At 38.2% G+C, this 23369-nt stretch carries 20 protein-coding genes and 1 pseudogene; 14 read left to right on the forward strand and 7 right to left on the reverse strand.

Translation table 11 applies throughout. The annotated features are described in order from the left end of the window. Window positions 1–108 precede the first annotated feature (108 nt). The 8 genes from KCG35_RS17465 to KCG35_RS17500 all read left to right on the forward strand — a co-directional run bounded on the left by KCG35_RS17465 (window position 109) and on the right by KCG35_RS17500 (window position 8466). Complete coding sequence (locus KCG35_RS17465) at window positions 109–768, forward strand: hypothetical protein (RefSeq protein WP_215821082.1); 660 nt, start codon at window positions 109–111, stop codon at window positions 766–768. A gap of 214 nt (window positions 769–982) precedes the next feature. Continuing rightward, complete coding sequence (locus KCG35_RS17470) at window positions 983–1228, forward strand: hypothetical protein (protein ID WP_215821083.1); 246 nt, start codon at window positions 983–985, stop codon at window positions 1226–1228. Continuing rightward, on the forward strand, window positions 1228–1626 hold the full coding sequence (locus KCG35_RS17475; protein ID WP_215821084.1) for a hypothetical protein: 399 nt from the start codon (window positions 1228–1230) through the stop codon (window positions 1624–1626). Before KCG35_RS17470 ends, KCG35_RS17475 begins: the two co-directional genes overlap by 1 nt. A gap of 160 nt (window positions 1627–1786) precedes the next feature. Then, window positions 1787–2158 (forward strand): nucleotidyltransferase domain-containing protein, encoded by a 372-nt coding sequence (locus KCG35_RS27105; RefSeq protein ID WP_373687364.1) that lies wholly within the window; start codon window positions 1787–1789, stop codon window positions 2156–2158. Beyond that, window positions 2124–2591, forward strand: a complete 468-nt coding sequence (locus tag KCG35_RS17485; protein WP_215821085.1) for a hypothetical protein — start codon at window positions 2124–2126, stop codon at window positions 2589–2591. The genes KCG35_RS27105 and KCG35_RS17485 overlap by 35 nt, the downstream gene beginning before the upstream one ends. 41 nt (window positions 2592–2632) lie before the next feature. Then, a complete protein-coding gene (locus KCG35_RS17490; RefSeq protein ID WP_215821086.1) occupies window positions 2633–2869 on the forward strand; it encodes a hypothetical protein in 237 nt (78 codons plus the stop codon). 322 nt (window positions 2870–3191) lie between these two features. Continuing rightward, window positions 3192–5681 carry an AAA family ATPase gene (locus KCG35_RS17495; protein ID WP_215821087.1) on the forward strand — a complete coding sequence of 830 codons (2490 nt, stop codon included), beginning with the start codon at window positions 3192–3194 and terminating at the stop codon, window positions 5679–5681. Window positions 5682–5973: 292 nt separating this feature from the next. After that, complete coding sequence (locus tag KCG35_RS17500; protein ID WP_215821088.1) at window positions 5974–8466, forward strand: hypothetical protein; 2493 nt, start codon at window positions 5974–5976, stop codon at window positions 8464–8466. Between the two features lie 83 nt (window positions 8467–8549). On the opposite strand, the gene KCG35_RS17505 is transcribed toward KCG35_RS17500, so the two are convergent. Next, window positions 8550–10472: a hypothetical protein gene (locus KCG35_RS17505; protein ID WP_215821089.1), complete on the reverse strand. Its 1923-nt coding sequence runs from the start codon at window positions 10470–10472 to the stop codon at window positions 8550–8552. 21 nt (window positions 10473–10493) lie between these two features. Then, entirely contained in the window at window positions 10494–11486 is a 993-nt protein-coding gene (locus KCG35_RS17510) for a hypothetical protein (protein WP_215821090.1), read from the reverse strand. 484 nt (window positions 11487–11970) lie between these two features. Here KCG35_RS17510 and KCG35_RS17515 point away from each other — a divergent pair, with 484 nt between their 5' ends. After that, the gene (locus KCG35_RS17515) at window positions 11971–12537 is read left to right on the forward strand and encodes a hypothetical protein (RefSeq protein ID WP_215821091.1); all 567 of its coding nucleotides are present in this window, start codon (window positions 11971–11973) and stop codon (window positions 12535–12537) included. 81 nt (window positions 12538–12618) lie between these two features. On the opposite strand, the pseudogene KCG35_RS17520 reads toward KCG35_RS17515, so the two are convergent. Then, window positions 12619–13281: pseudogene (locus KCG35_RS17520) on the reverse strand (O-methyltransferase); the annotation flags it as partial. Window positions 13282–13358: 77 nt separating this feature from the next. Next, window positions 13359–14249, reverse strand: coding sequence for a LysR family transcriptional regulator (locus tag KCG35_RS17525; protein WP_215821093.1), 891 nt, complete (start codon window positions 14247–14249; stop codon window positions 13359–13361). A 159-nt stretch (window positions 14250–14408) separates the two neighbouring features. On the opposite strand from KCG35_RS17525, the gene KCG35_RS17530 reads away from it, so the two are divergent. Then, window positions 14409–15296 carry an MBL fold metallo-hydrolase gene (locus KCG35_RS17530; protein WP_230409231.1) on the forward strand — a complete coding sequence of 296 codons (888 nt, stop codon included), beginning with the start codon at window positions 14409–14411 and terminating at the stop codon, window positions 15294–15296. Beyond that, the gene (locus KCG35_RS17535; protein ID WP_215821094.1) at window positions 15290–15973 is read left to right on the forward strand and encodes a DsbA family protein; all 684 of its coding nucleotides are present in this window, start codon (window positions 15290–15292) and stop codon (window positions 15971–15973) included. Before KCG35_RS17530 ends, KCG35_RS17535 begins: the two co-directional genes overlap by 7 nt. A gap of 44 nt (window positions 15974–16017) precedes the next feature. Here the strand turns inward: KCG35_RS17535 and KCG35_RS17540 are convergent, their stop codons facing one another. Continuing rightward, window positions 16018–16887, reverse strand: a complete 870-nt coding sequence (locus KCG35_RS17540) for a LysR family transcriptional regulator (protein WP_215821095.1) — start codon at window positions 16885–16887, stop codon at window positions 16018–16020. 111 nt (window positions 16888–16998) lie between these two features. Between KCG35_RS17540 and KCG35_RS17545 the strand changes: the two genes are divergently transcribed. From KCG35_RS17545 to KCG35_RS17555, 3 genes are all read left to right on the forward strand, one after another. Then, window positions 16999–17505, forward strand: coding sequence for a phenolic acid decarboxylase (locus tag KCG35_RS17545; RefSeq protein WP_215821096.1), 507 nt, complete (start codon window positions 16999–17001; stop codon window positions 17503–17505). A 366-nt stretch (window positions 17506–17871) separates the two neighbouring features. Further along, entirely contained in the window at window positions 17872–18924 is a 1053-nt protein-coding gene (locus tag KCG35_RS17550) for a YCF48-related protein (protein WP_215821097.1), read from the forward strand. Between the two features lie 27 nt (window positions 18925–18951). After that, window positions 18952–21333, forward strand: a complete 2382-nt coding sequence (locus tag KCG35_RS17555; RefSeq protein ID WP_215821098.1) for an efflux RND transporter permease subunit — start codon at window positions 18952–18954, stop codon at window positions 21331–21333. A 71-nt stretch (window positions 21334–21404) separates the two neighbouring features. Here KCG35_RS17555 and deoD read toward each other — a convergent pair whose 3' ends face one another. Then, window positions 21405–22124 (reverse strand): purine-nucleoside phosphorylase, encoded by a 720-nt coding sequence (gene deoD, locus KCG35_RS17560; protein ID WP_215821099.1) that lies wholly within the window; start codon window positions 22122–22124, stop codon window positions 21405–21407. Between the two features lie 16 nt (window positions 22125–22140). Next, window positions 22141–23361, reverse strand: coding sequence for a phosphopentomutase (locus KCG35_RS17565; protein WP_215821100.1), 1221 nt, complete (start codon window positions 23359–23361; stop codon window positions 22141–22143). Window positions 23362–23369: the final 8 nt, after the last annotated feature.

Consider the following 23369-nt stretch of genomic DNA (forward strand, 5'->3'; position numbering starts at 1 on the left):
ATTCCATCTAAAAATATTGATGTTACGTATAACCCGCTGTCTAATACGAAGTTTGACAAAGATTGGTTTCTTAAAGGCGGTACCCATGAATAGAAGAGTAATTTTACTATGAGTTATCAGGTAAATCTAAAACCCATTGATGATGATTCTAATCCGAAGAGTTCGACCGGAACGATGGCGTGGGCTCCCAAAAATACCGATATTCCTAAATGTAAAGAGTGTGGGAAAGATTTACTTCTTTTCTTACAAATTGAATTAAGGGAAGAGCTTGAACTGCCATTCCTATCTGGCAGTCAGTTGATTGTGTGTATGTGCCCTGAGTGTAATGAAATCCCTTCATTTGAAGAATTTAAAGAAGGTAAGCTTGATGAAACTTTTTGGGAAAAAAACGAGGGGCATTTCTATGTTGCTTTGTTCAGTCCAGGAGAAGAATTAGTAATTCATAAAAATGAAAAGCTCCTAAGGTCATTTGAAATGGAATTTTTACCTTCTGAAGATATAGGATCTCACTCTGATCATATCAGGGTTGGAGGAGATCCCTTTTGGTTACAAGAGCCAGAGGTGAATACTTGTTCATGCGGAGGTGAAATGAAGTTAATTTGTCAAATACCAGAAAACTTCCCTTTTTCAAAACTATCTACTTCTCCCGAACAGCCAGACAGTTTTTCATCTGATGATTATTGCTTATTTTTGGGAAATGAAACTTATATATTTGGGTGTACATCTCAATGCGATAGGCAAGCGGTTAAGGTGGTAGTGCAAGGCTAAGGTTCCAAACAGTAAGTCCCTTCCGAATGCAGAAGCTAGTTCAACGCTAAGAAAGCAATATGATGAACTGGATTTAAATGATCCAGATGCATGGTGTACGGAGTGTGCAACAAATCTATTCAGCTCTGCAGGTGGTGAAGGCAAGATTGTAATATTTTCTGGCAAAGCAGAGAATTGGCCTGCTAATTATAACTGGGGTTTGAGTCCATCTGATGTGAATGTTCCTCTACGTCATGGGCAGATTGAAAATTTTGCTCATCACTCAGTCTATACCGATGGGCGTTATATATTTGATCCTTTTGTTTCTGCTGACCCAATCCCCCAAAGTCAGTATTTGAAAATGCTGAATGAAGCCAATCCCGATGGTGTGTCATGGAGAATATCCAGTCCAGAGATTCCAAATGAGGTTAATATCGATGAAATCATCAGTAATATTAAATTAAACAAAGGGAATTTCTAATGAATAGCAGTGAAAATAGTATGAGTAGTTCTGCAAGTGAATTTCTCAATTTGATTGACGATCTTTTCGAAAAAGGATGGCATGGTTATGGGCCTAGCTTGAAAGACTCAGATTCATTGCTATACATTTCGTTTCATGTTAATCCGGAAAATTCGGACGTATTAAATGATTTGCTTGTTAAATGCATTGAAAGCTGTAACCAAGATTTTTGGAGCTTAAAAAGATCGAGAAACAATAGATTTTATCTTTGTTCAAATACTTTCAAGTCAAAAGCAGACGAATTGGGAAGTTATGAGGAAGCTGTAAAGAGTCTCTCGGATACTGGAGCAGACCTAGGAGAAGTTACTGCGAGAGAATTGAAGCTATTGACTCGAAAGCTAGCTGAAATGAGTAAATGACAGAGGGTAGTAGTGAGTTGTTCCAAACAAACGTTGGACAGATAAATCTCTTTTTAATACATTCCCAGAGAAAACAACCTTAACAACTTCGGGTATTGCAGAGCAGTCTGCGTTTTTATCAAAACATGTACCTGGTTTAACAACTGAACAGGCTACTCTAATTTTAGAACAGGGACTAAAAAGAGATTCAACAGTAGTATTTGGTGGAAGTAGAATAAGAGGTGACTTTGGCAAAGGCAGTGATATTGATGTTGGTTTTGGAAGTTTATCAGAAAAACAAGCTCAAAGAATTATCAAAAATATCAATAAAACGGCAGCCGATAATCCTAATTTCTTAAAAATGGAAGAGCTTACGATTGTCCCAGGTAAAACTACGCAGACAATCGAAACGATGACAACACCAGAGCAGTTCTTCCAAAGGTCTGGTACTAGAGCTGGTGGAGACTTGAAAGCTGGTCAGCCGTATATTCCATCGGGATCAATTACAATAACTCCCGATGGCAAAATTATTATCTTACCTCCAGGAAGTTAAAAAAATGATTTCGCTTAAAGTAAATGAAAATGATATAGATTCTAATGCGATGACTTTTAGCCAGTTAAGTTTCGGAAAAGGGGATGGTTTTCAAACTTTCTCCTACGAAATGAAAATAGCTAAGGAAGAATTATTAGATAAATTAACACCTATGTACGATGAAGGTGTTGAAGAGCTTAAAGAAGATGACCAAATCACAGGTGAATTCGAGCCTCCTTATCCTGGGGCAGCAGACTATCCTTCGCTACTTGAGTTCATCGATGTTGAAGGTTCATATCTATATGAATATCTTTATGCTTATCATAAGTTCGATATTCTTGGTATTGCTTTTAATGAAGATAATGATGTTGCTAGTTATGTAATTAATTCTTTGGATTCAATTCAGCATATAGGCGAGGAGATCGTCATTAAAGGAACTGCCATAAAAAGGTAGTTCCAAACAATACTCCACCGATAAGATCGCTTGATGAATTAATGCCTAATGGTCGAATACCTACTGTTCGACAAGGATTTAATGAGTGGTTTGATGACTTATCTATTGATGAGTTGAGGGTAATAATATCCGATCCAAAACGATATGACGCTATTGCTGATAGAATCAGAAATGGTGGTTCTAAACATGAGTGGTTGATGGTTCGGGAAATGGAAAAAGTCAAATCTTGGGGTGTGCCGATGGATGAAGTTCATCGTGTCCCCTCGGCAACTGTGTAGTTGGTTAGAAAAATTTGCTCTTACACACCTTCACCAAGGGGACACGGATTTTTAGACGAGGCACTCAAACGATGAAGTTCAGGAGTTTATGTGTAATAAATGACTGGACTGAAGAGTGAAGATAACGAAGTCTAAAATTTATTCACGAAGGATATATGATATAATACGGCACTCGTTGTAATTTACATCATGGTACAGGGAATGAATAAAAAAAGAATAGCTTCGTATGTTGTAGCTTTGTTGGGGGGGCTTTTCATCAATAGCACTTTCAGCTAATGATAGTGGTGAGGAATTAATCGAGTTTTATCCAGGCTCCCATAAAATGTGGTTTGAGACTGCTTATCCTAAGGGGCATCCATGTGCTGTAGATTTTTCGAAAAGTCGAAGTTTAATTAAGTTACCAGCTGAAGATAGCTGGCAATACTTATCTATAAATATTGATAGCAAGTATGGAGTAATTAAGTCGACTTATACCGGGTTTGGTCCACCTAAAAAAGTTCCAGTTGTTGACACTATAAGTCGTTATGATAGTGGATGGATTATTAAAGGGAAACCAAAACTACGAGAAATTGCAAATTATTATAAGAGTAAAAATAAACCATCTCGATACGATATGCAACGTTATAGTGATCTTTGTTACTTGCTTCCAAAGAATAATAATATAGAAGTAGAATTGAAATATGCTGATTTTAATGGTGATAGTATTAATGATGTGTTAGTTATTATTAAGGATAAACTATTTAAAAACTGGGCTTTACCAAAAATTTACCTTGGTAAAAGTGATAAATTTAATTGGTCATCAATTGATGGCTACTGGACCAGGGAAGCAAATTACTTTTCTTTAGCTAGAAGAAGGGATATTGGGGGAAGGTTTATAGAAACCACTCCGTCTTTTCATAGGCAAAGGTATTCCCCTATAGGGTTAGAATTTTTAGGGATGATTTATTATAAAAATGATATTAATAACTTAAAACCATTATTTAATGATTATCAGTTTGACTACTACCCCGTAAGAGAGCTTTTTAGCTTTGGGACGTTAAGTATTGACTATACAACAGCAAACTTTGAAGTTACCGACCGCAACAAAGACGGCCGCGACGACCTAATCATCAAACAAGCTGGTAAACCCGATTTAATCTCATTTGCCGAACCCGATGGCACGTTTCTTAAAGCTGAAGTTGACACAGGCATAGGCAAATACAAAGGCCCATCCCGCCACCGCAGTCGATTTTGCAACCGTGAATTATTGACGCAGCACCCTGAGCAAAACCCCTCATCTATTCATTACGATGATATTTGTCGTACCGCTTATGTTACGCCTCCTCGAACGGGCAGTACCACGCTGGAACAATTAATTCCTGCAGAAAATACGGCTTCTGTCTGCCCTGTATTGGTCAATACCGTAAAAGCCAAACAACAGGTGGTCAGTCAATTAGGGGATTTAACGGCGCGTTATAAAACCATTGTCGGCTCTTTGGATGAGGCTCAATCTTTGCGTGCACTGGTGGCTGCGAAAACAGCAGCCTATCAAGAATTACAAACGGCCTATACGGAAGAGTACAAAGCCCATACTGATTGGTTAAAAGCCAAACGAGAGTACGCCCAATTAGACTATCAGTGGGAAATTTGTTTGGCACTAGCCAATAATGCCAGTGGCAGTTGTCCCAATGAACAGCAATTATTGACTACGCAACAAGCTAAACTAGACCAGCTTGCGACAGCACTGGACCAATCCGTAACACTACGTCTTGAGAAACAAGCCGCGTATGATGAAGCGATTAATGCTTATGAGGCTCAGCTAGTAGCATTAGTGGAACTGGATCAGCAGTTAAATAATGTATTAAACCAGTACTATGAATTAGCGAATAAAGAGCTGGCGGTATTTAAAGAATATGCACAGTTAGATGGTGCCACTGCAAAAGTACATTATAACCTGAACTGGCAGGATCAACTCCAACAGTATCAAGCGTTAAACAATAAGCTTGATGTGACATTCAAACCCATGCCATTATCGGATGTGAAGGTGATTGCCACTTTGCCTCGACAACAATGGGAAACACCGATAGGTGATGTTGATATCAGCTTACCTAATGTGCTGTATACTAAAGTCGATGACAGTAACCTACTGGGGTACGAAACAGCTTTAATGCCTACAGGCGAGGGTACCATTAACCAAACAATACAACGTTATCCATCCACAACAGTTAATGCCCCTGAGCAAGTTAACAGCACCATTGGCTTAAGTATGAGTGGCTATTGTTTATCCTATGCACCCAACAGTCCGTATCCACAAGATGCGCAAAAACTAGCGGCTCATGTAGCTCCCTCATTAAGTTACGAGTTTGAAGAAGAAGTCAGACGCGGTTATATAGCGAAATACAATCTCTACAAATTTATTCAAACTATTGTCCAGACCAAAAAGAAAAAGCGTTGGTTTAAGAAAAAGAAAAAAACCTACATTATTCGCCGTGTAATTACCAAAGACTGGTTTAATATCCAATTTGATAGCAGTACACCAGAATACACTTTCTCCATAGCTGAGCAGGATGCGATTACCCAACAGGTCAAAGCTAATCTTATTCATCGTGCGAATAATCAAATCGGTGTGATGTATGGCTACGCCAGCAAACACTGTCAATTCAAAGAAAATGAAGATTGTTTAGCGGGTTATTGGCTAGGTCAACCTGATGGTCCCGATGGTGATACCAAAGCGATTGCCCATTTTAAATCTGGGAATAACCAATGGGTCGCCGAAAAAGTGTTTGGGATAAGGTATCTCAAGCAGCAACGGTGGATGCAGTTTGCTGATTAGGGTAATTCTTCATGAGGAACGCTTATCGTTTGTTGCCTGCGTTCCTCACTCCAGTCACTTATTAATATAAGCTCTTGGAGATTCGTCACTTGGCAGCCGCCGCTAAGCGCCCCTCACTGTGAATTACAGTTGAGATCATTAACTTGCACAATCTCAAGCCTCCCCTTTTTGAAGGGGGAGGTTGGTGGGGGATGTTTTGGTTTTATGAATATTGGGCTTATCCTAAAGCTCATTCACGAAGGCTGTATGTTATAATACGTCACTTGTTGTTATTTATATCATGGTACAGGGAATGAATAAAAAAATAGTAGTTTTGTCTATATTAATGATATTTGCTTTTGTGGGGCGACTATCCAAAGCCTCTCCTATTGATGAAAGTGCTATAGAGGTAGGTGGTTTTACGCCAGGTACATATAGTCTTAATATGATACAGGTTCCATCAATTGTAGTTTCGTATCCATCTTTTGAATGTGGTTACGATAATTTTATACCTGTGTTAAGGAAGAGTGATTATTCAGCTTATTTATATCCTATAAATGATCTTTTTGGGCTTGTGTTGAATTTAATTCAATCACCATATGGGAAACCTGAAGTGAGAAAAAAATTTGGGAGTGAAATGTTAAGCTTAAATGCATTAATTTTACCTAGTAAACTTAATGAAAGAAATCTAGAGTTTGTTGAAAAAACTGGAGTGAAAAAGTGTTCAGGCAAGGGGGTTGTAAATAATAGTAAAGTATTGGACAGCAGGTTAGTATTTGGTGACTTTAATGGTGATAAGTCAGGTGATCTCATTCTGATTATAAAGCTAAAAGAAAATATACAGCATATAAAAAATTATAGTTTTATTTTATTTGGTAGTGATAAGCTGTTATGGAAGAGTAAGCAAAACATAAAACTTCCTAAAGACCAGGTTTTTAGTATGGTATACGGTAGCTTACCTGATAATGCTAAAATGAGTAGTATTTCTCTTAGTCTTTTGTGGCAGTTTGATTCAGTTTTATCACCTCGTACAAGTGTCGACTTATTTAGCTCGAAAATTATTGTTCAAGACCGCAACAAAGACGGCCGCGATGACTTAATCATCAAACAAGCCGGTAAACCTGACCTTATTGCTTTTGCAAAACCTGAAGGTAATTTTACAAGTGCTGAAATTGACACAGGTTTAGGCAAATACAAAGGCCCATCCCGCCACCGTAGCCGTTTTTGTAACCGTGAATTATTGACTCAACACCCTGAACAAAATCCCTCATCGATTCACTATGATGATATTTGTCGTACGGCTTATGTTACGCCTCCTCAAACAGGCAGTACCACGCTGGAACAGTTAATACCTGCTGAAAATACAGCTTCTGTCTGCCCTGTATTGGTCAATACCGTAAAAGCCAAACAACAGGTGGTGAGTCAATTAGGGGATTTAACGGCACGTTATAAAACCATTGTCGGTTCTTTGGATGAGGCTCAATCTTTGCGTGCTTTGGTGGCAGCGAAAACAGCGGCTTATCAAGCCCTACAATCAGCGTATACTGAAGAATATAAAGCACATACCGCATGGTTGAAAGCCAAACGAGAATATGCGCAGTTAGATTATCAGTGGGAAATTTGTTTGGCATTAGCCAATAATGCGAGTGGTAGTTGTCCCAATGAACAGCAACTATTAACCACGCAACAAGCTAAACTAGACCAGTTTGCGACAGCACTGGACCAAGCCGTAACGCTGCGTCGAGAAAAACAAGCCGCATACGATGAAGCAATTAATGCCTATGAAGCACAGCTTGTAGCATTAGTGGAATTGGATCAGCAATTAAATAATGTATTAAGCCAGTATTATGAATTAGCCAATAAAGAACTGGCCGTATTTAAAGAATATGCCCAGTTAGATGGTGCCACTGCAAAAGTACATTATAACCTGAATTGGCAGGATCAAATTCAACAGTATCAAGGGCTAAACAGTAAGCTTGATGTTACCTTTAAACCGATGCCATTATCGGATGTGAAGGTTATTGCTACCTTGCCTAGACAGCAGCGAGAAACACCCATTGGTGATGTCGATATTAGCTTACCGAATGTGCTGTATACCCAAGTCAATGACAGTAACTTATTAGGGTATGAAAGTGCCTTAATGCCAAACGGCGAGGGTACCATTAACCATACCGTACAACGTTATCCTTCCGAAACAGTTAATGCCCCTGAGCAGATTAACAGTACCATTGGCTTAAGTATGAGTGGTTATTGTTTGTCCTATGCACCCAATAGCCCGTATCCGCAAGAGGCGCAAAAACTAGCGGCGCATGTAGCCCCCTCATTAAGCTATGAATTTGAAGAAGAAGTCAGGCGCGGTTATGTGGCGAAATATAACCTCTATAAATTTATCCAAACCATTGTCCAGACCAAAAAGAAAAAACGTTGGTTTAAGAAAAAGAAAAAAACCTACATTATTCGCCGTGTGATTACCAAAGACTGGTTTAATATTCAGTTTGATAGTAGTACACCAGAATATACCTTCTCCATAGCCGAGCAAGATGCCATAACTCAACAGGTCAAAGCTAATCTTATTCACCGCGCTAATAACCAAATTGGAGTGATGTATGGCTATGCCAGCAAGCATTGTCAATTTAAAGAAAATGAAGATTGTTTAGCGGGTTATTGGTTAGGTCAAGCCGATGGCCCCGATGGAGATACCAAAGCCATCGCCCACTTTAAAGCAGGAAATAACCAATGGGTAGCCGAAAAGGTGTTTGGGATACGGTATTTGAAACAGCAGCGATGGATGCAGTTTTCCGAATAGGGTAATTCTGTTAGATCTTTAACCCCCACCCAACCTCCCCCTTGCCAAGGGGGAGGCTTTGTTACATAAGAGATGTTGACGTGTTACTGTGCTTTAGGGCGGAAAGTAACCGTTGTGGTTTTGTCAACAAATGATACTTGATCTACTTTCTCCTCTGCGGTGTGACTGTTATTTTGTATAAAAGTCACTTTTGTTGAGGAAGAGCCAAAACTAGATAATATGCTTCCTGCAACAGCAAGGTAGTTGCCACTTGCAAAACTTGCAGCAACATTGACTAACATACTCTCGCTTTTACTTAATTTATCAACAAGTTTTTTGTCATAAGTGAATTTACAGGCATCATTAAAAGCGCGTAATGTACTGTTTTCGGATTCATTTAAGTTATCACTATTGTTTTCTGAAGCGTTAGCTGTTGAGTCGGAGTTTCCACTGGAAACAGTATTAGCCACTTCTTCAATGATATTGGGGGATGAACAGTCTGCATTTTGTAATAGTTTTGCAAGCTTGCCAACACCTGTCTCAGGTAGCTTAGCTTCGGGGATATTAGTACCAATATTGTTAAATAAAGATATTTGCTCTAATACTCTCTTAAGCAGTGTATTTCTTATGTCTTTTGTTAGCTGCTCCTGTTCTTCAGGAGTCCATGTAAATCGACTATCATCTGCATCGAATTTTATATCAAATAGTTCCTTCGAGTTTCTATCTTCAAATATTTCATGTTTTGATTTAGAGCTTAAAAAGCCATGTTTGTCTTTTAGCTCTTCAATCCGTTTATAAATTTGTTCAAGGTTGTATTTTGCTGTGTATTTTCTATGGACCTTCAACTGAAAATTATAGTTAACTTTAGGACTTACATAGGTGTCAAAAATTTTATTGTAGTCAGAGTTATCTTCATTTATAAGTGTACACATAGCATTAACACTTAAATCAAGAGTTCCTCTCATGCTATGGCTAAAACCAATTTCTGCCGGTTCTCTGGTTGATAAAACAGTTGTCAATGTCGAAACTGTGTTCCCTTCTGGAGGATTAATTGCCGATATTTGGTTTTTTATTCCTGGAAAGTTTGTTGCTAATATTACTGGAAATCGGTTTTCTCCAATTGTATCGGCTCTTAGATTGATATGAAATGTTGCGTTATTGATAGGTAAAGGTAACCAAGTCAGATTGGCATTAGGATTTTGTTCTGCGTAATCATTAATAAGTTGTTGCCAATTTAAAAAATAGCTTAGCGAAGCACTACCTCCAATTAGGCTTGCATACTTTTGGAATGTATTTAAAGATTCAAATCTTATTTTTTCTATAGATTTAACTAGATCAGCCGTTTTTTCTTGCATTTCCTTTAAATCATTATTCCGGATAACTTCCAGTCTGATTTTTCCCTGAATATCTAAAAGTGCTATTTGAGCATTATATAGTTCTTCATCAACAGCTGAAACATCTTTTTTGATTGAAAATAGCTCTTTTTGTATTGTTGAGGCTCTATCTAATTGAGGATTGCACTTTTCTTTATCCTTAATTGTAATATCAGCAAGACAGTCTTCATATTTTGTATATTCTCTATTAAATCGAATAGTAATTTCTGATTTCTCGGCCTTTAATTTGTTAAGTTTAGTTGATAATTCGTTTATTTTGGTATTTATATTGGCTTCTTCTGTTTTGTATTCTCCAAGCTTAGATTCTTTTATTAGCTGGTTGTATTCTTTGACTTGTTCTATGTAGCTATCTAAAAGTTCTTTTTTAGCTGTAGCTGCTTTTTTTGATACATCATAATCTGGGCAGAATAAATAGGTTGTACTTTCTTTATGTAAGTGGTTAACCTCGAAATCACCGATCACTGGTGGTGCAACATAAGCTGTTTGACATGACTCATCAAAGTAAATCCCAGTACTCAGTAACGGATGGTTTAGTGTTAACTGACAGTTATTTTTATAAAGTGGTCCACCTGCTGCCAATGCTGAGCTTGATATAGCGAGTAGAATGCTTGAAGCGAGTATACTCTTTTTCATTATAATTCTCCCCAGATTAAATTATATGTTTTTAAATTTAAAAGTAGCTATGCCCTGATAATCCTGTTGAGGTTTAGGCTTGGTTATTCCATTATTAATTAGCAGGTCTAAATCGTTAACGAGCATACCGGTATTTTTATCAATTAAATGGCTTAACACTGTATTGACATCAATTGGCGCTAAACTAATATTTCTCTTGTATGTTTCTTGACCAATTAAGTAAGCTGTAATTTTTGTTTTTTCTGGAAGGGTTGCTATGTTTTTATAAAATGTTTTAGGAAGGGTGTTAATGGCTTTTGCTAACGTTTGAATTTGATCTCCATATAGGATGGTATCAAAGGAATGATTTTGTTGCTTTGAACCATTAACTTGGAGGGTGATATTCGCTTTACCCGTTAACATATCACAGGTTAAATCGAGCGCATTAATTTGTCCAGTTTGTTGGCCTGTTGCTAAATCAGTGTTAGCTAATGCAGACTGCAACTGATGGGTGAGTTGAACTTTATCGCCTATGGTATTACTTACAGCGTCGTCAGTGAGGATAATAGAAATAGTGAGTTCTTGTACAGACAATCCGTTAATAATTGTATATTTATTGGCATTAATACCTGCATCTTGAGCTGCTTGCTTTGCCGCTATAAAGAATTCACCTGTTAACCAAGGTAGTATATAAGAACTTAGTTGAATAGTATTACTTTCTCGAATACGTTCTTTGATATGAGATTGAAGGAAAGGTGCATTTTCATAGGATTTATAGATAGCAAGGTCTTCATCTACGCTTTTGCATGTATTCACAAGCTTATCAAGAGGGTAATTTTGACTAGAGCTTATATATAGGTTGCTATTAATGCTAAAGGATTTTGGATATTGGTTAATAACAATATTTCCCTGAGCATCGACAGTTGCGAGGATTGGTTGATCTTCGGGTGCGTAGTTTATTTCAATTGGCGTATTTCCATAGCTCGCGATAGCATAACTTATGCTTAGTGCAAGGAGTCCAAATCTTTTGATCATTTACTTATTCCGTAGTAAGTTGTATATAATACAAAAAGTCCAATAATTAGATACTGACTAGTTTTTTATATAGGAATTACGAACACTTTTAGTGTAAAACTATACTCAGAACGAATGAATATTATAGGTTTTTGTCGAGTGATAATTTCCCGTCAGCACTTCGATAGAAGTCAAGAATTCTATTGTTAACTATGAAGTAGCTGGTTTTCACTCATGAGCTTAAGTGGCCAACGTCTGAGATGAGCTCTGCTGGCTACAATCCCTAAAAATGATTCGCAATGAGAATAGTGCTAGTTACATATGCTGTCTTATACATTTAGCTAAAGATAAGACTTCAGTAGATATTACTATCATTGTGTAAATTCTTTTTCAATGTACAACAACCAGTGTATTATATATGATATTATTCCATGCGTACAATGCTACTAACTACTTAATCGAACGGACTAACTATTTTTAAAGTAACTCACTATTGAAACTACATATGAATAAAAAAGTACCTATTATTGTTGCTTTTGCGATACTTTTTGCTGCCATTGCTATATATTTGAATAGTACATCGAAAGCAGTTACTAAGAGTCAAAAAGCGGTCGTTATTGCTGATTCTGAGAAAAGTAAAGCAGGTGATGTGGGAAAGCAGAGTGTTAAAGAGCAAGTGAATGTTAAGGATATGGATTCTGATCAAAAAGAGTCTAATGCTTCTCCTTTAGTAATTTATGGTTATGATATTAATCTGCCAATTAAAGAGTTGGACCGTAAGCAGATAAAGACACAAGTTGAGGATTTGGAACGTGCTGTAGAGTATAACGACCTTATAGGGCGTATTAATAATGGTATGGCTTCCCCTGAAGAGGCTGAACAATCTGCTAAAGTCTTTGCGCGTCTTTCTAAACTTAGAATGGCAGAAGTACAATATATGATCGAAGACTTGGATCAAGACTTTGCAGCGTATGAAGAGGAGCATAAAGAACGTTTGGAAGCCTTCCGTGCGAAGAAAAAAGAAGAACAAACGGAGTCTGATGAAATAACAGCGCTTGATATTTTAGAGTAGCAATTTAATGAATAAGTAGCGAAGAGTGCTTCGCTACTTAAAATAAAGATGTAGTAATGGTAATAAGAATAGGCTAAAACCCTAGCGTTTAAGCACAAGTGTTAAGCCATCAGCGAAAGGAAGTAAGCTTAAATCTATTCTATCATCACTTAATAACTTCTTGTTAAGTGCCCGCAAAGCTTCAGTTTCTTTATCTGTTATTGATGAATTTGCGACTGCTCCAGACCACAGCATATTATCGAGTAAAATGAGACCACCTTTTCTCACGAGCTTAAGTGTAAACTCATAATAGGTATCGTAGTTTTCTTTATCCGCATCAATAAATGCGATATCAAATGAACCTTCAAGCTTTTCTTCAATGAGATGTCGCAGGCTGTCTTTAGCATTACCAATCATCGTTGATATTTTGTGTTCTACACCTGCTTGTTGCCAGTACTTTCGACCCATATTTACCCAGTCAGCGTTGCTATCACAGGCGATGAGCTCGCCATTGTCAGGTAGTGCTTGTGCCACACATAAAGCGCTGTATCCAGTAAATATGCCAATTTCAAGTGCTTTTTTGGCTTGCATTAAGCGTACAAGTAAAGCCATAAACTGGCCTTGTTCTGGCATGATTTGCATATTGCACTCTGCCATTTTCAGAGTTTCATTTCTTAATGCATTGAGTGTATCGTTTTCACGAAGAGATACATCTCTGACATAGCTTAAAATTTCTTGAGTAATTTTCAGGTGATGAATCATTCTTTGCGTCCTTGCATTAGGTGATTTTTTTCTGCGTTCTTACCTTTATCCAGATAAGTACAATACAGGTAGAGCATATCTCACCATGGCTTGCTAGCAAAGTCCTTCACTAAATAATCTATAAGTGATCTGACGGCTGGAGGGAGAAACTGGCGTGAAGGATACAGTGCATAAATTGTTAAGTCTTTTGGTTTCCAATCAGGTAGCACAATGTCAAGTTGGCTTTGTTTAATTGCTTCATTGGCTAAATAGGTTGGTTGTAATGCAATGCCGCCATCATTTTTTGCGGCCTCTAATAAAACTGTGGCTTCGTTTGCTGTTAAGTGGCAATCAACATCAATGGCTTGATAATCGTTATTATACGACAAATACCATACATTACGCTCAAAGTGTCGATAACCTAAACATTGGTGATGGCGTAATTCCTTTGGGGTGGAGGGGGGACCGTATTTGGTAAGGTAGTCTGGTGATGCAACAAGTACAGACTCACAAACAGCTAAAGGTCTACCTATTAAAGATGGGTCAGGATTACTGGCAATGCGAATGGCAAGATCGATACGTTCTTCAATTAAATTGACAGGTTTGTCACTTACATCGATATCAATTTTAAGTTTGGGGTGTTCGGTTAAAAAACTGCAGATTGTTTTTGCTAGTTGTGCATGACCAAAGGACATACTGCTTGTCACTCTGAGCAACCCACGTAGCTCATTATCATTATGTGATGTTTCTGACTCTAGCACTTGAGTTTGTTCAATTAGATTCAAACACTGGGTTAAGCAGCGATGACCTGCATCCGTGAGGGTGACACGACGTGTTGTGCGTTGTAGTAAGCGCGCATTGAGCCAGGACTCCATGGTTGATATATAACGAGTCACCATGGATCTTGACATATCAAGCCGCTCAGCAGTGGCTGTGAAGCTTCCTGAGTGGGCAATATCAATGAAAACATTTATGGCGGTTAGTCTGTCCATGAGTAGTATTAGATCGAATTAAGAAACAATGATGTGCAATATTAGATCTATATCTGATCAAGTCAACTTCTTATAGTGACACTGTGCTTCAGCAATAGCTTTGAAGACATATACCCTTCGCTGTGGGTATAGATAGTTTCAAAATTTCTAAGGAATTAAATGATGTTGAAAAGAATTTTGATAGGTGCTGCTGTATTGCTTGCTTCGGGTGTAAATGCGAATGAACAGTCTACAGTCCAGAATGATTCTCCCTTAAACGTTCAGGTTTACCATGCGGATGGAAATAGTTTTCATGTGAACTCTAGTTTGGTAACAGGTGCTCATGAAGCTATGGTGATTGATGCAGGTTTTACTCGAGCTGATGCTTTCCGTATCGCGGCAAATGTATTGGATAGTGGTAAAACACTGAAAACTATTTATGTGAGTCAAGCTGATCCTGATTATTATTTTGGGGTAGAAGTTTTAAAAAATATTTTTCCAGAGGCTAAGGTTTTAGCGAGTCCTGCAGTCCTAAAACAAATTAAGAAAAAACTACCGGCTAAAGTTGCTTATTGGGGGCCTAAGCTTGGGGTTAATGCACCACAACATCCTGTGGTTCCTACCGAGTTTAAAGGCGATAAACTTTATGTTGACGGGCATGTATTGGAAATTAAAGGGTTAACCGGTGCTATTGCTCATCGGCCTTATGTCTGGATTCCTTCAATTCGTGCGATTGTGGGAAATGTGGCGGTTTCTGGTGGTTTGCATTTATGGATGGCAGATTCTCAAACTAAGATTGAACAAGATGCTTGGTTAAAGCAGCTGGATGAAATGAAAGATTTAAATCCATTATTGGTTGTGCCTGGTCATATGAAAGCAGGGACTAAAATGGATGTGGCTACAATTGATTATACACGTAATTATTTGGTGACGTTTTTACGCAAAGCTAAGCATGCGAAGAATAGTCGAGAATTAATTCATGTGATGAAAAATGCGTATCCAGAAGCTGAGTTAGAGATTGCATTAACCATTGGTGCTAAAGTGATTAAAGGAGAAATGCAATGGTAGCATTGCATTATTTTTATGACCCGCTTTGTGGTTGGTGTTATGGCGCTTTGGACATTATTCATGCTGCCGCTTTAATAAAAGATATCCCTTTTGTGATGCATGCCGGTGGTATGATGCAAAAGCAGCCGGTAACGGCTGCTATGCAACAATTTATAATGGAGCATGATAAGCGAATTAAATTAGAAACGGGGCAAATCTTTGGTAACGGTTATACAGAAGGGCTATTGCATAACGCAACAGCATGGTTTGATTCTTATTTGCCTATTCGTGCTATTTTAGTTGCCGAGTTGATGGGAATAGCACCATTAATAATGTTAGATCAAATACAAAAAGCACATTATCTACAAGGTAGGGAAATTGCTCAAATTAATGTATTAGCTGATATTGCTGAGTTACAAGGATTAATACGTTATACATTTATTGAAAAACTGAATCAAAGTGTGGAAGAAATGGAGTTGCATATTAAAATAAGTCGACAATTAATGGTATTGCATGGCTTTTCAGGATTTCCAACATTGGCGTTGGAGAATAATGGTCAGTGGTTTTCGATCAATGTGCGGGATTTTTTTAGAAAAGCAGAAAAAATAATACCTTATATTCAATCGATTATAAGTAATAAAGATAGGGATGAAGTCGAATTGTCTAAACAATTCTGTTCCTTGGATGGTTGTGTTTGAGCATATACACTGATTGCTATTTAAGATTCTTGTTATTAAATATTTTAATTTTCATGTTGCTCGATTAAAATATTACCTAATTCGCGTGTTGCGGGACCTGCTTGAGAAAAATCGTTATAAATGAGAGTAAGTGGGATTTTACGAATTTGTCCTATGGTGAGTGGTAATGCTTTTAACTGTCTAGTATTAAGTAAGTGTTCAATTTCATGTTTTGGCAACCAGCCAAAACATAGTTGGCTTGCTACTGCGGCAATAGCAGTATGGACGGTATTAACACGCCATACTTTACGACTTGGTAGGGGATGCTCATCAGCAGATTGACTATTTTCAATATGGACTTGCGTAAATAAATTTAGATCAGACGCTGTTAGATGGCTTTTATCTAATTGGTGTAAAGGGTGATTGGGATGGGCTACCGCAAGTAGCTCTACATCTAACAATTTTTTTCCCAGTAAGTTTGTATTAAAGGGAAAGGCAATCGATAAATCAATTGGATCGTTGTTATTTTGTGGCGTAAGGCGAATAACATCTTGTAATGCTACTTGCGTTTCTGGGAATTTCTTTTTAAAGCACTTAAGCGCTTTAAATAAAAAATGTTTGGGATAAATGCTGTCAACTTCTATACGGATAGAAACTTCTGCGCCTGCAGCCAATACTTTGGCTCTGTATTCAATGTTTTTTAGCTCATTAAGAAAAGGCCGCACATCTTCTAATAGTGATTTGCCAATAGGTGTCAGTGCTACTGTTTTTCCTTGAACAATCACTAATGTAACACCTAGCTGTTCTTGCAGCTTAGTGATGGTGTAGCTTACAGAGGACTGACTCTTATGTAGGAATTTTGCTGCGGCAGTAAAGCCTCCTTGCTCAATAACACACTGTAGGACAAACCATTGCTCTAACGTTGATCTAAACATATGAATAATCAAATATTTCGATGGATATAAGCTAAAAATAACGTTTTTCAATCGAAAAAACAATGTTTAAGCTTGTGCAAAATAAACATGTTAAGGCAATTGGAGAACCAAATGGTTATAAATGAAGTTGAGCAAGATCTTTCAGGTTTTGTAGGTAAGCATTTAATTTATACTTATGAAAACGGTTGGCAGTATGAAATTTATGTCAAGTCTGACAGAGTTTTTGACTACCGAATTCATAGCGGTATCGTGGGTGGACGTTGGGTGACGGACCAAGAGGCAAAGATACGCAAAATAGGTGATCAGATTTATAAAGTTTCTTGGGATGAGCCTACAGGCACGACTGTGAGCCTCACCGTAAATTTAGAGAAGCTTGAATTACATGGTGTTATTTTCTTTCCTCGGTGGGTAATTAATGATCCACAAAAAACAGTTTGTTATCAAAATGATCATCTCAGTCTTATGCGTGAGTATCGAGATCAAGGGCCTACTTATCCTAAAGAGGTTATTGATGAATTTGCCAAAATTACTTTTGTTGAAGAGTGTGGGCCTAATAACAACTCGGTGATTTGTTGTTCTCCCAGAGACTTACCAAAGGAGTTTCCATGTGTTAATTAACGGTGAGCACCTTACTAGGTACTCACCGTTAGTTTGTTAATATATACAACAATTATTTTATGTAACTGACTATAGGATGATTATCTTAGTAATATTACTTTATTGTTAGACAGTTTTTGTTAAAAGAAATAATCACTATTTGTCAAACTTATTGTTTGTCGCTAAATTACTTACCCTTATTTGGTAGCCATGCTGGAATAACAGCGATATTATAACGGTCGTTTGAATAAGATTCGCCAAGTTTTCATGGGACTAAGTTTTCATGGGAGTAAGTTTTTATGAGATATGTGTACCAATAAACTGTGGTGTAGCCACATAGACATAGCTAAGACAATTATAAAAAAGACTGAAATAAGGGGTTGGCATATGCGAGTAGCCGATCAGGTAGGCACTAGTTTGAGTAAGCTCGGCCTGTCTAAAGTGTCTTGTATAGGGCTAACGGTGTGTTTACTGTTTGCTTTGATGATAACTGCCTTGCAAGCGAAAGAAAACAGTATGAGCACACCTGTTGTGTTTGCAGAACCATCAGCATTAGCCCAACAAAAACTATTAATTGATGTGACAACTGTTGGACAAAGTGGCCGGTTGGTTGCGGTGGGTGACCGAGGACATATTCTTTATTCGGATGATAATGGCAATACTTGGCAGCAGGCCAAAGTACCCACCCGACAGTTGCTTACTGCTGTTTATTTTGTTTCTGCTAAACAAGGCTGGGCAGTGGGTCATGATGCATTGATTTTGGCGACAACAGATGGTGGCCAAACCTGGCAACAGCAATATAAAAACCTAACGACTGAAGCGCCTTTATTAGATGTATGGTTTAGCAGTGAGTTTGAAGGTTTTGCTGTGGGCGCTTATGGACAAATATTGCGTACCAGTAATGGTGGGAAAAGTTGGGAGGATTGGTCAGACCATATCGAAAATGAAGAAGAGTTTCACTTTAATAGCATTACTGGGCTTAAGGATAAGCGGGAGATGGTTATTGCTGGTGAAGCTGGGATTGTTTATTACTCTGATAATCAGGGGATGACATGGCAACGTCTTGAAAGCCCTTATGAAGGGTCATTGTTTGGTGTGATTGCTAATGGTACGCCACATGGTTTTGTAGCTTTTGGTCTGCGAGGGCATGTATTTCGTTATGATGGTTCTTTAAATAGTTGGTCAACAATTCCTACTCATACCGAACAAAGTTTATTTGGGGGTCAATATATTGTAGATGGTCGATTAGTGCTGGCTGGAAATGGTGGTGTTTGGCTAATAAGTCATGACTATGGTCAGCAGTTTAATTTACATAAGCAATCAGATAGGAAACTTGTGTCGGGTATTACAGAAACGGCTGATGGCAATTATATTTTGGTAGGGCAGGGGGGCATTGTAAAAAACATTCCCCAAGGAAATGATCTAGCAATACGCCCATAATTCTGGCCAACATTGGAGGACCCTGCTATGTCTCCTGCAAATCATAAAGATTCTGAAGTAGTGTTAGAGCGTTTATTTTTTAATAATCGTCTCTTTGTGTTATTGGTATTTGCGTTGGTTACGGTTTTTTTGGGTTATAAAATGACTCAAGTAAAACCAGAAACCAGCTTTATGAAAATGATTCCTACTGAACATCCTTTTATTCAAAATATGTTGAGAAATAAGGATGATTTGGAAAATTTGGGAAACTCAATTCGTATTTCAGTTGAAGCAAAAAAAGGTGATATTTTTTCTGCTGAGTACATGAGTACTTTACAAAAAATTACTGACGATGTTTTTTATCTGCCTGGTGTAAGCCGTTCTGGGCTGAAGTCGTTATGGACCCCTAATGTTCGCTGGATAGAGGTTACAGAAGATGGATTTGAGGGGGGGCCCGTTATTCCACAAAGCTATGATGGGACTAAAGACAGTTTAAATCGCCTAAGAGAGAACATATTAAAATCAGGCCAAATAGGTCGTTTGGTGGCCAATGATTTTAAGTCGTCAATTATAGAGGTTCCGTTATTTGATCAAAATCCTGAAACGGGTGAAGCCCTAGATTATGAAGCACTTTCAAAAGGGTTAGAACAGCAAATTCGGCAACGGTATAACTCAGATATTGTTGATATAAAAATTATTGGTTTTGCCAAGAAAGTAGGTGATTTAATTGAAGGCATTGGTTCTATTACATACTTTTTTGCAATAGCCATTGGTATAACGTTAGTATTGTTGTTGATTTATTCTGGATGTTTTAAAAGTGCTATTGTTCCTTTAGTTTGCTCTGTTATCGCGGTAGTCTGGCAGTTAGGTTTATTATCCAGTTTAGGTTATGGGTTAGATCCTTACTCAGTGCTTGTTCCTTTTTTAGTTTTCGCTATTGGCATCAGTCATGGAGTACAGATGGTTAATAGCATGGGGATTGAGTCATCTCTAGGTGCAGATCGTTTAACTGCGGCAAGGCGTACTTTCCGTGGACTCTATATACCAGGTATGCTCGCTTTGGTTTCTGATGCTATTGGCTTTTTGACGCTATGGGTAATTGAAATTGATGTAATTCGTGATTTAGCGGTTGCAGCTGGGATTGGCGTGGCAGTTATTATTTTTACGAATTTATTTTTGTTACCAATATTGCTGTCTTATATTGGTGTGAGCCAACGAGCTATTCGTAAAGTTCAGAAAAATCGGGAAAGGAAAACACGAAGCTGGGAATTATTATCGTACTTTTCACACCCTATTGTTGCACCTATTTCAATTGTGTTAGCGATTATTGGATTTAGCTTAGGACTGTATTGGAGTAAAGATTTAAAAATTGGCGACTTAGATCCAGGCGCACCAGAATTACATCCTGATTCACGATATAACCAGGATAATGCATTTATTACTCACAATTATTCTACCAGTGCTGATGTTCTAGTGACGATGGTGGAAACCCCAAAAGAGCAGTGTTCGACTTATGCAACCATGTCAGCCATTGATCAATATATGTGGCGTATGGAAAATGTACCTGGGGTGCAGTCGGCTGTTTCATTAGTGACAGTTTCTAAGCTGTATATAAAGGGTACTAATGAAGGTAATCCAAAATGGCAGACCCTGGCTAGAAATCCTTATGTGTTAAATGCATCGATAGCCCAAGCTAGTCAATTGTTTAATACGGATTGTAGTTTGGCTCCAGTGATGGTGTTTTTGGATGATCATAAGGCCGAAACATTAGATCGGGTAGTAAATGCCACTGAAGCATTTGCAGCAGAATATAATACGCCTGATTTACAGTTTATGTTAGCAGCTGGCAATGGTGGAATTGAGGCTGCAACGAATCAAGTTATCGAGTCTGCGCAAGACAAGATGTTACTCTGGGTATACGGTGTTGTGAGTATTTTATGCTTACTTACGTTTCGGTCTTTGCGTGCAGTTGTTTGTATTATTATTCCTTTGGCGCTTACTTCAGTACTGTGCCAAGCTTTAATGGCATGGTTAGGGATAGGTATTAAGGTGGCAACTTTACCTGTTATTGCTTTAGGCGTGGGAATTGGTGTTGATTACGGTATATATATTTATAGCCGCTTGGAAAGCTTTTTAAGGCAAGGTAAAAACTTACAAGAAGCTTATTATGCAACACTACGTACTACAGGTAAGGCGGTAAGTTTTACAGGTGTAACATTAGCGATTGGTGTAGGAACCTGGATTTGGTCACCGATTAAATTTCAAGCAGATATGGGGATTTTGCTCACGTTTATGTTCTTATGGAATATGTTTGGAGCACTTTGGTTATTACCTGCGCTAGCACGATTTTTTGTAAGACCTGAACGGCTTAGTACGGTTATTACGGTTGATACACAGCATGAGACAGATACTAAAAAAGCCGTAGCATAATTTAGTATTTTGTTTAAAGTTTTAGGTATAAAAAAACCCCAAAAATGGGGTTTTTTTATTTTGATTACGTTTTATGCTTGATCACCAGCAATAATGGAATCCAATGCAAGTTCAATCATATTTTTAAAGGTAGTTTGGCGGTCTTCAGCAGATAATGCTTCGCCACGACGAATATGATCACTCACTGTAAGAATAGCAAGAGCGTTAGCACCATACTCTGCAGCTACACCATATAGACCTGCGGCTTCCATCTCTACACCTAGTACATTGTATTTTTCCATAGTATCAAAAGATGATGGGTCAGGTGTGTAGAATAAGTCTGCAGAGAAAATATTACCTACTCTTACAGGTAAATTCTTGGCTTTTGCTGTGACGTAAGCATTTTGCAGTAAGTCAAAGTTAGCAAGTGCAGCAAAATCATAATTCTTAAAACGAATACGGTTGACGTTAGAGTCAGTGCTTGCTCCCATACCAATAATGACATCTTGTAAATTAATGTCAGAGTGTATAGCTCCACAGCTACCGACACGAATAATGTTTTTAACATTATATTCAGTAATTAATTCTTTTGCATAAATGGATATTGAAGGAATACCCATGCCTGATCCCATTACTGAAATACGACGGCCTTTGTAAGTGCCAGTATAGCCAAACATATTACGTACATCAGTAACAAGTTCAGCGTTTTCTAAGAAGTTTTCAGCAATAAATTTAGCGCGTAGAGGATCACCTGGCATTAAAACTGTATCAGCAAAAGCACCTTCTTTAGCATTAATGTGTGGTGTTGGCATAACTACTTTACCTCAATTAATTAAGAAAAGATGTTCCGTAATCCATTGGTTCTAAAGAAAAATAAGACGCGAGGCTTTGGCCAATGTCGGCGAAAGTTTCTCGACCACCTAATGAACCAGGATTAACCGATTTACCATAAACAAGTACAGGTATGTGCTCGCGTGTATGATCTGAACCAGGCCAAGTAGGGTCACAACCGTGATCTGCAGTGATAATAAGTACATCATCATCTTGCATAATATTTAGCAACTCAGGTAAGCGTTTATCGAAATATTCTAGCGCTTTGGCATAACCTGCTGTATCACGACGGTGGCCGTATGATGAATCAAAATCTACAAAGTTTGTGAAAACAATACTTTGATCTGAAGCTTGATTGATTTCAGTTAAAGTGGCATCAAATAATGCTTCAAGACCAGTCGCTTTCACTTTGTGGGTAATACCCTGGTGAGCAAATATATCAGCTATTTTGCCTACACTGACAACGTCTCCACCTTTTGCAGCTAATTTATCGAGAATAGTCGCTGCGGGGGGGGGGACTGCATAATCACGACGATTACCTGTACGTTGAAATTCATCAGGTGAGTTTCCAACAAAGGGGCGCGCGATAATACGACCAATATTGTATGTATCACAAAGCTTGCGGGCTATAAGGCAAAGTTCATAAAGACGTTCTAGGCCAAAGCTTTCTTCGTGACAAGCGATTTGAAATACACTGTCAGCAGAAGTATAAACAATTGGTTTGCCTGTTTGACGGTGCTCTTCGCCTAAGTTTTTGATGATTTCAGTACCTGATGCATGACAGTTGCCTAAAATACCTGGTACTTTGGCTTCAGCGATAAACTCATCCAGTAACTCTTGAGGGAAACTATTTTCCTTAGGTTCGAAATAGCCCCAATCATAGAGTACAGGCACACCAGCTATTTCCCAGTGACCACTAGGCGTGTCTTTACCACTGCTAAGTTCTTTTGCGTAACCATAGGCTCCCGTAATATCAACTTGGGTTTCTACGGCTTGAGGAAATGTACCAGCACTTTCTTGTGCTGCATGCATTAAACCCAGTCGTGACAAGTTGGGTAATTTAAGAGGGCCTGAACGACCCTCAATTTCAGCCTGACCAGTTGCACAGGCTGCTGCAATATGACCTAAGGTATTGGCACCCGTATCGCCGAACTTATCAGCGTCTTCTGTTGCCCCAATACCAAAAGAATCAAGAACCAGAATAATGGCTCGTTTCATGAGTGCAT

The sequence above is a fragment of the Zooshikella harenae genome, from assembly GCF_018837975.1.
Lineage (GTDB): Bacteria > Pseudomonadota > Gammaproteobacteria > Pseudomonadales > Zooshikellaceae > Zooshikella > Zooshikella harenae.